The following is an 8,521-nucleotide window of genomic DNA, read 5'->3' on the forward strand; positions in this document are numbered from 1 at the left end:
TGGCCCGCCTGGCGGGTTACCTCCACCTCGAGGAGGTCGAGCTCCGGGACCGGCTAGCGCGTCGCAACGGGGAGGCCGCCTACAAGCCGGTGATCGTCGAGCGCGACATCAGCCGTGATACCCTGGCCGTGCTGGAGGCCCACAAGTTCGACCTGCCCGGTGTGGTCGTCAACGTGGTCCCCCGGCGCCATTACATTCATGAAACCAGTGCCGCCCACCTTCTGGGTTACCTTGGCGAAATCAGCGTCGCGGAACTGCAAAAGGGGCTTTTCCCGGAAGCCCGGGCCGGTGATTTCATCGGCAAGTCCGGCGTTGAAAAGACGTTTGAAAAATATCTCAAGGGGGAGCGCGGGGGGCGTCAGGTGGAGGTCAACGCCAACGGACAGGTGGTCCGGGTGTTGCAAACCGTCCCGGCGACACCGGGCAAAAATATCTTTCTGACCATCGACCAGGAACTGCAGCGCAAAGCCGAAACACTGCTGGAGGGCATCGCCGGTGCGGCCGTCGCCATGGACCCGTCCACCGGCGAGGTCCTGGCCATTGCCAGCAGCCCCACATTCGATCAGAATGATTTCGTCTCGGGTCTCTCCAACCAGGTCTGGGACGAAATCCGCGCCAACCCTTTCCGGCCGCTTGAAAACAAGGCCATTCAGGGCGCCTACCCGCCGGCCTCCACCTACAAGATCATCACCGCCATCGCCGGGCTGGAAGAGGGGGTCATCGATGAGAACACCACTTTATTCTGTCCGGGGCACTACCGGTTGGGCAACCGGACTTTTCGCTGCTGGAAAAGAGGCGGGCACGGAAAGCTCAACGTGGTCGAGGCCATCGAAAAGTCTTGCGATGTCTTTTTCTACCAGGTCGGACAGAAGCTCGGGGTCGATCGGCTGGCTTGGTACGCCAAGGCCTGCGGACTGGGGACCCCCGCCGGGATCGACATCGCCCATGAGGCTGCGGGTTTGGTGCCGACGGCCGACTGGAAAAAACAGCGCACGGGAGTATCCTGGCAGGCCGGCGAGACGCTCTCGGTGGCCATCGGGCAGGGCTACAATCTGACGACGCCCCTGCAAATGCTGGCCCTGACCGCCGCCGTGGGAAACGGCGGCTCCCGTCTGCGGCCGCTGATTCTCCAATCTCTGCGCAACCCCGACGGGGAAATCCTCTATTCATGCCGCCCCGAGGAGATCGGCCACCTGCCCGTCAGCCCGAAAACACTCGACATTGTCCGCAGGGGGCTCTGGAAGGTGGTCAATCAGAAAACCGGGACGGCCTGGGTGGCGCGCATCGCCGGAATCGATGTTTGCGGGAAAACCGGTACCGCCCAAGTCTTCAGCCGTAAAAAAAACGAAGCCCTTTTTGCCCAGGAAAGACCCGCCTTTCTCAACTCCCACGCCTGGTTTGTTGCCTATGCGCCCGCTGAAAATCCCCGGATTGCCGTGGCGGTGATCGTCGAACACGGGGAGCACGGTTCCAGTGCGGCCAGCCCGATTGCACGTGAACTGATCAAGACCTACTTGCGCTCCCCGCTCTCGCAGACGGTGGCGGCCGGTGCGGTCGAGGCCCCGGCGGTCGACGATTTCGGAATGCCGCCGGGATGAGGCAGTTGAACTTGCCTCCAGCCAAGGGCGGCGGTTTGGGACCGCCCGTCAGGGACACCACGGAGGAGACCCCCGATGTTTGATCGACGACTGATACAGTATTTCGACTGGGGCCTGCTGGGGGTCACCGTCCTGATCGCCGCCCTCGGCCTCGGGGCGCTCTACAGTGCCGTTAACGGCGACCCCGGGATGCCTCACGGGTCCCTCTTCGTAAAACAGTTGATCTGGTACGGCGGCGGCCTGGGGGTCATGGTCGCCATATTTCTTTTCAGTTACAAATCGCTGGATCGCTGGGCCTATGTTATCTACTTTGGGTGCAACCTTTTGCTGGCCTGGGTGCTGCTGTTCGGCAAGTACGTCGGCGGTGCGCGGCGCTGGATCGACTTTGGGCCCATCTCGATCCAGCCCTCGGAGCTGATCAAGATCGGCGTGATTATCGTTCTGGCCCGCTTCTATTCGCGGTTTGCGACCACCCGCGGCTTCACCCTGCGGGATTTGGTCGTTCCCCTGCTGCTGGTGATGCTGCCCTTTGCGCTGATCGTCCAACAGCCCGATCTGGGCACCGCAATGGTGATCCTGCTGATTGCGGGGACCATGACCGCCTATGTTAAAATCGAACGCCGATCGCTGCTCTATCTGCTCGCTGCCGGCGCCGTTGCCGTGCCGCTGGTCTGGTTTGATCTCAAGGGATACCAAAAACAGCGCATTCTCACATTTTTGAACCCGGATCGGGATCCCCTCGGCGCGGGGTACCATATCATCCAGTCCAAAATCGCCATCGGCTCCGGCATGCTGACGGGCAAGGGGTTTCTCCAGGGAACCCAGAACGCCCTTTCGTTTTTACCCGAACAGCATACCGATTTTATCTTTTCGGTATTCTCCGAGGAGTGGGGGTTCGTGGGCGCTTTAATCCTTCTGGTGGTCTTTCTGGTCCTGATTCTGTGGGGTCTCAATATCGCCTACAACTGCCGGGAGCCATTCGGAGCGATTCTCTGCGTGGGGGTGACGGCCATGATTTTCTGGCAGGTGTTCATCAACATCGGGATGGTGATGGGGCTGATGCCGGTGGTGGGGGTGCCGTTGCCGTTTGTCAGCTACGGCGGCTCCTCAATCTTGACCATCATGGTGTGCGTCGGGATATTGCTGAACGTCAGCATGCGGCGCTTTCTGTTTGAGTGAAAAAGGGTGCTGCCGAAGCCGGGACCAGCTGTCCGGGGCAGGGGGAATAATGAAGAAAGACAAAAGGGGGGAGGCGATTTCCACCTTTCTGGGGCCCGATGCGGAAATCGAGGGCACCATCGCCTTCCAGGGCAGTATGCGCCTGGACGGCAAGGTTAGAGGGGACATCACCAGCGACGACGGGACGCTGATCGTGGGTGAAAGCGCCCAGATCGAGGCTGCGGTCACGGTGGACACCGTGATCGTCAAGGGGGCGCTCACCGGAACGATTCAGGCCCGCGATCGCATCGAACTCCACCCACCGGCCCGGGTCACGGGCGACATCGCGGCGCCCGTGGTCGCGATCGCCGCCGGGGTCGCTTTCAACGGGAAATGTACCATGACCGCCGCTGCCGCCGGGGTCGGGGAAAAGACCGGCCCCCAAGCTGCCGGCAACGCCAGGAGCGGTGAGGAGCCAAAGGAAAGAATGTAAAAAACCTTTGACAACGAAATCTGAGTAATGGTATAGAGCGCGCGTGTTTGATGCTCGCATCACTTCTGGATTTGAGCCTGTCTAGCTGTTCCAGCGATACGAAATTATTTCTTAGTGGAGGGCAGCCATGGTAAACGTTGATGTCTCCCTGTTTATCCAGATCGTCAATTTCATTGTCCTGATCTGGGTGCTGAACCTCGTTTTATACAAGCCGATCCGCAAGATCCTGATCCAGCGCAAAGAGAAAGTATTGGCCCTTCAGCAGGGTGCCGAGACCTCCCTGGAGGAGGCCAGAGCGCGTGAAGCGGCTTTTGACCAGGGAATCAAAGCGGCGCGCGCCAGGGGGCTGAAAGAAAAAGATTCCTTCCTGCAGGAAGCAGGGGAGGAGGAGAAACGGATCGTCGGGGAAATCAACGCCAAGGCCCAGGCCGAGCTGGCAGCCGTTCGGGAAAAAATCTCCAGGGATGCCGAGGCCGTCCGGGCGGCGCTGCAGGGGGAGGTCGAGGGCTTTGCCAAAGCGATCGGTCAGAAAATTCTGGGGAGGGCCATCTAAATGAAAATTCCAACGCTGCGACGAGTTCAAAAACGGGGCGCGATCATTGCCGCTGTGGTGATGTTGGCGCTTTTTTTGTTCGCCGCCGGGGGCTTTTGCGCCACCGGCGAGGGGCATGAAGGCGATCATGGCACCAAAGGCTGGGTGGCAACGGACACCTTCCGCGTCATGAATTTCCTGGTGCTGGCGGTCGGGCTCTTTTTTCTCGCTCGTAAGCCGGTTTCCCAGGGTTTGAAGGGCCGCATCAAGGGCATTCAAGACCAGTTGGCCGATTTGGAAGCCAAAAAAAAAGAGGCCGAGGCGCAGCTGGCCCAGTACAATCAGAAGCTGACGCTGCTGGACCAGGAGGCGGAGAAGATCGTCGAGGGCTACATCCAGCAGGGTAAAGACGCCAAGGCCCGGATTCTGGAGGAGGCCAAGGCGGCTGCGGTCAGGCTGGAGGAACAGGCCCGCCGCAATATCGACCATGAATTCATGCAGGCCAAAAACAAGCTGAAGTCGGAGATTGTGGAAAAGGCGCTGGCTGCGGCCGAGGAGATGGTCAAGGGGCAAATAACGGCTGAGGATCAGGTAAAGCTGGTTGACGAATACTTGGATAAGGTGGTGGCATAATGAGGAATTTGGCAATCGCACGGCGTTATGCCAAGGCGCTTCTGTTGATTGGCAAGGATGACGGCCAGGCGGAGACCTACAAAAAGGAACTGGCCGCGGTGGCAGGTCTGATCACCCAGCACGAAGCCCTTGGGCGGACTCTGAGCAACCCGCTGTATGATGCAGCCGGTCGCAAAGAGGTCCTCAAGTCCCTGATCGAAAAACTGGAACTTTCGCAGTTGATGTCCTCATTTCTGCTTTTTGTGTTTGACAAGGGGCGGATCAATTTTCTTGTCAGTATCAATGATTTCTACCAGAAGCTTGCCGACGAACTCAAGGGGATTGCGCGCGCCAGCTTGGTCTCGGCCACGGAGCTTTCATCCGAAACCGTAGAAAAGATTCGCGACGCCCTGTCTAAAAAAACCGGGCGAAATATCATTCTGGAGGTGGAACAGGACCCCGACCTGATTGGGGGGATTATCACCAGGATCGGCGATCTTGTTCTGGATGGTAGTGTCAGAACTCAATTACTCAACATGAGGGAATCTTTAAAGAGGGGTGAGAGTGTCTAATGGAACTAAGAGCTGAAGAGATAAGCCAGATCATCAAAGAGCAGATTACGGATTACGACAAGAAGGTCGAGCTTAGCGAAACCGGTATCGTCTTGTCGGTGGGTGACGGCATTGCCCGTGTCTACGGCCTCGAGAAGGTCATGGCCATGGAACTGGTAGAGTTCACGGGCGGCATTCTCGGGCTGGTCCTCAACCTCGAAGAGGACAATGTCGGCGTGGCCGTCATGGGTGAAGACTTCAACATCAAGGAGGGGGATCTGGTCAAGCGCACCGGCCGGATCGCTCAGGTACCGGTCGGCGAAGCGGTCCTCGGCCGGGTGTTATCCGCCGTGGGCGAACCGATAGACGGAAAGGGGCCCATCGAAGGGGCCGAAACCCGCCGCGTGGAAATGGTGGCGCCCGGGGTCATCGCCCGCAAGAGCGTCCATGAACCCTGCTATACCGGGCTCAAGGCGGTGGATGCCATGACGCCGGTGGGTAAGGGGCAGCGCGAGCTCATCATCGGGGACCGCCAGATCGGGAAAACGGCTTGCGCCGTGGACGCCATTATCGCCCAGAAAGAAACCGATGTCTTCTGCATTTACGTTGCGTGCGGGCAGAAAAAGTCCACCGTGGCCCAAGTGGTGGCCGTCCTGGAACGCGAAGGCGCCATGGAATACACCACCGTGGTCGCGGCCTGCGCCAGTGACCCGGCCACCCTGCAATACGTCGCTCCCTACGCCGGATGCGCCATGGGTGAGTACTTCCGGGACAAAGGGCAGCACGCGCTGATTATCTATGATGACCTTTCCAAGCAGGCGGTCGCCTATCGGCAAGTTTCTCTGCTGCTCCGGCGCCCCCCCGGACGCGAAGCCTTTCCCGGCGACATTTTCTATAATCACTCCCGTCTGCTGGAGCGCTCTGCCAAGCTCAACGACGAATTGGGGGCCGGCTCCCTGACGGCGCTGCCCATTATCGAAACCCAGGCCGGCGACGTTTCGGCTTACATTCCCACCAACGTGATTTCCATTACCGACGGCCAGATTTACCTCGAGCCGGCACTCTTTTTTGCCGGTGTGCGACCGGCCATCAACGTCGGTCTTTCCGTTTCGCGGGTCGGCGGTGCGGCCCAGGTCAAGGCCATGAAGCAGGTGGCGGGTACCTTGCGCCTGGATATGGCCCAGTTCCGCGAGTTGGAGGCCTTCGCGGCTTTCGGCAGCGACCTTGATGCCTCCACCCAGCGCCAGCTCACTCGCGGGCAGCGGCTGGTGGAGATCCTAAAGCAGCCGCAATATCAGCCGTTGACGATGGAAAAACAGGTTATGATCCTTTTCGCCGGAACCCGCGGTTTTCTCGACAAATACCCGATTGACGTCGTCGCTAAATACGAAGCCGGACTGTATCCCTTCATCGAGGATCGCTACCCGAAGGTATTTGCTGAGCTCAAAGAAAAGCAGGCCATCGACGATGCGTTGGACGCGATGATGAAGGACGCCTTGAAAGCCTACGATGAAGAGTTCAAAGACACCATCAAGTAATTTGGCTGCAGGGGGTCAAACCATAATTCGAGAAACTCATAAGGGCTGAATTATATGGCGACTTTAAAAGATGTCCAACTAAAAATTGCCGCGGTCAAGAAGACCAAGCAGATCACCAAGGCGATGAACATGGTGGCGACCTCCAAGCTGCGTGGTGCACAGGCCACCATGGAAGCTTTTCGGCCCTACGCCAGCAAGTTTGCCGAAGTGTTGGGGAGCTTGGCGCAGAAGGCCGGTGAAGAGGCGAGCCCCCTGCTGGTCGCGCGTGAAGAGGTCAAAAAGATTCACGTTGTGTTGCTTACCTCGGACCGGGGTCTTTGCGGCGGTTTTAACACCAACCTGATCTCTGCCGCCGAGAAGTTCGTAAAGGCCAAAGCGGCGGCAAACGAGGTGGCGTTTTCGTTTTCAAATTTCGGCAAAAAAGGGCGTGACTGGGCCCGGAAAAACAAAATGGAGATCGTGAACGCTCATTTGGGCATTGTGGGCGGGCGTTTCGGATTTAGCATCGCCTCGCTTTCCGGCCGCACGCTCATCGATGGCTTTCTCGATGGCGAATACGATGAGGTCCATCTGGTCTTTTCCGAGTTCCAGAGTCTATCCCGACAGATTCCGACCGTCAAACAGTTGCTGCCGATTCCGCCCATCGAGACCTCCGAGCAGGATGTCGAAGAAGGAGAAAAGGCGTATTTGCCTGAGCATATTTGCGAGCCATCGGCAGCCGAGCTTTTGGGCGAAATGCTGCCCAGAAATATTTACGTGCAGCTTTACAACGCGCTTTTGGAAACCTCCACCAGCGAACACGCTGCGCGGATGACCGCCATGGATAATGCCACCAAGGCATGCAACGATATGATCGACAGCCTAACCCTTGCGTATAACAAGGCCCGTCAGGCAGCCATTACCGCGGACCTGATGGACATCGTCGGCGGTGCCGAAGCGCTTAAGGGGTAACCAAATTACGGCAATCAGCTGGATAGGAGGGTGTTAGATGGGAGAGAACATTGGTGTTATCAAGCAGGTAATGGGGCCTGTTGTTGACGTCGAGTTTGAGCAAAGCAAGTTGCCTGAAATTCTGACGGCGCTTTTGATCAGCAACCCGGCAATCAGCGATGAGCCTGACAACCTGGTTGTCGAAGTCGCCCAGCACCTGGGAGACAACGTGGTGCGGACTATCGCCATGGACGTCACCGACGGATTGGTCCGCGGAATGCCGGTGAAAGACACCGGGGGGCCCATCATGATGCCGGTGGGCGAGGCCGGCCTTGGCCGGGTGCTCAACGTGGTCGGGCGACCTGTGGATGGGTTGGGGCCGGTCAGCATGGAAAAAACCATGCCGATTCACCGCGCCGCACCGGCCTTCACCGAGCAGGACACCTCGGTGCGCGTTTTGGAAACCGGGGTAAAGGTTATCGATCTTCTGGTTCCCTTTCCGCGCGGCGGCAAGATGGGGATGTTCGGTGGTGCCGGGGTCGGTAAAACCGTTATCATGATGGAAATGGTCAACAATATTGCCATGCAGCACGGCGGTATTTCCGTTTTTGCCGGCGTCGGGGAAAGAACCCGCGAGGGCAACGACCTCTATCATGAAATGAAGGATTCCGGTGTTCTGCCTAAAGCGGCCCTGATTTACGGCCAGATGACGGAACCGCCGGGAGCCCGCGCGCGGGTGGCACTTTCCGCTTTGACGGCCGCGGAGTATTTTCGGGATGTCGAAGGCCAGGATGTGCTGATTTTCATCGACAATATTTTCCGCTTCACCCAGGCCGGTTCCGAGGTCTCCGCGCTTCTCGGGCGCATGCCTTCCGCGGTTGGATACCAGCCCACTCTGGCCACTGACCTCGGCGCTCTGCAAGAGCGGATCACCTCCACGGACAAGGGCTCGATCACCGCTGTTCAGTGCGTCTACGTGCCCGCCGACGACTTGACCGACCCGGCGCCGGCAACCACGTTCGCCCATCTGGACGGCACCGTGGTGCTCTCCCGTCAGATCGCCGAGCTCGGCATCTATCCGGCCGTGGATCCGCTGGACTCCACCTCCC

Annotated in this window: 9 protein-coding genes; all 9 read left to right on the plus strand. The window is 58.8% G+C overall.

Features of this window, described 5'->3' with window-relative positions; genetic code table 11:
- A partial coding sequence (mrdA, locus tag LJE63_04600) for a penicillin-binding protein 2 (protein MCG6905883.1) occupies positions 1-1,598 on the plus strand: 1,598 nt, incomplete at its 5' end.
- Positions 1,599-1,673: 75 nt separating this feature from the next.
- Positions 1,674-2,777 (plus strand): rod shape-determining protein RodA, encoded by a 1,104-nt coding sequence (rodA, locus tag LJE63_04605; protein ID MCG6905884.1) that lies wholly within the window; start codon positions 1,674-1,676, stop codon positions 2,775-2,777.
- Positions 2,778-2,826: 49 nt separating this feature from the next.
- A complete protein-coding gene (locus tag LJE63_04610) occupies positions 2,827-3,249 on the plus strand; it encodes a polymer-forming cytoskeletal protein (protein ID MCG6905885.1) in 423 nt (140 codons plus the stop codon).
- 127 nt (positions 3,250-3,376) lie between these two features.
- Positions 3,377-3,802 (plus strand): ATPase, encoded by a 426-nt coding sequence (locus LJE63_04615; GenBank protein MCG6905886.1) that lies wholly within the window; start codon positions 3,377-3,379, stop codon positions 3,800-3,802.
- Positions 3,803-4,414 (plus strand): ATP synthase F0 subunit B, encoded by a 612-nt coding sequence (locus tag LJE63_04620; GenBank protein MCG6905887.1) that lies wholly within the window; start codon positions 3,803-3,805, stop codon positions 4,412-4,414. It abuts the gene before it with no gap.
- A complete protein-coding gene (locus tag LJE63_04625) occupies positions 4,414-4,965 on the plus strand; it encodes a F0F1 ATP synthase subunit delta (protein MCG6905888.1) in 552 nt (183 codons plus the stop codon). The genes LJE63_04620 and LJE63_04625 overlap by 1 nt, the downstream gene beginning before the upstream one ends.
- Entirely contained in the window at positions 4,965-6,482 is a 1,518-nt protein-coding gene (gene atpA, locus LJE63_04630; protein MCG6905889.1) for a F0F1 ATP synthase subunit alpha, read from the plus strand. The genes LJE63_04625 and atpA overlap by 1 nt, the downstream gene beginning before the upstream one ends.
- 54 nt (positions 6,483-6,536) lie before the next feature.
- Complete coding sequence (gene atpG / locus LJE63_04635) at positions 6,537-7,433, plus strand: ATP synthase F1 subunit gamma (GenBank protein ID MCG6905890.1); 897 nt, start codon at positions 6,537-6,539, stop codon at positions 7,431-7,433.
- 37 nt (positions 7,434-7,470) lie between these two features.
- The coding region (gene atpD / locus LJE63_04640; protein ID MCG6905891.1) for a F0F1 ATP synthase subunit beta at positions 7,471-8,521 on the plus strand (1,051 nt) is incomplete at its 3' end.

This window comes from Desulfobacteraceae bacterium (assembly GCA_022340425.1).
Lineage (GTDB): Bacteria > Desulfobacterota > Desulfobacteria > Desulfobacterales > JAABRJ01 > JAABRJ01.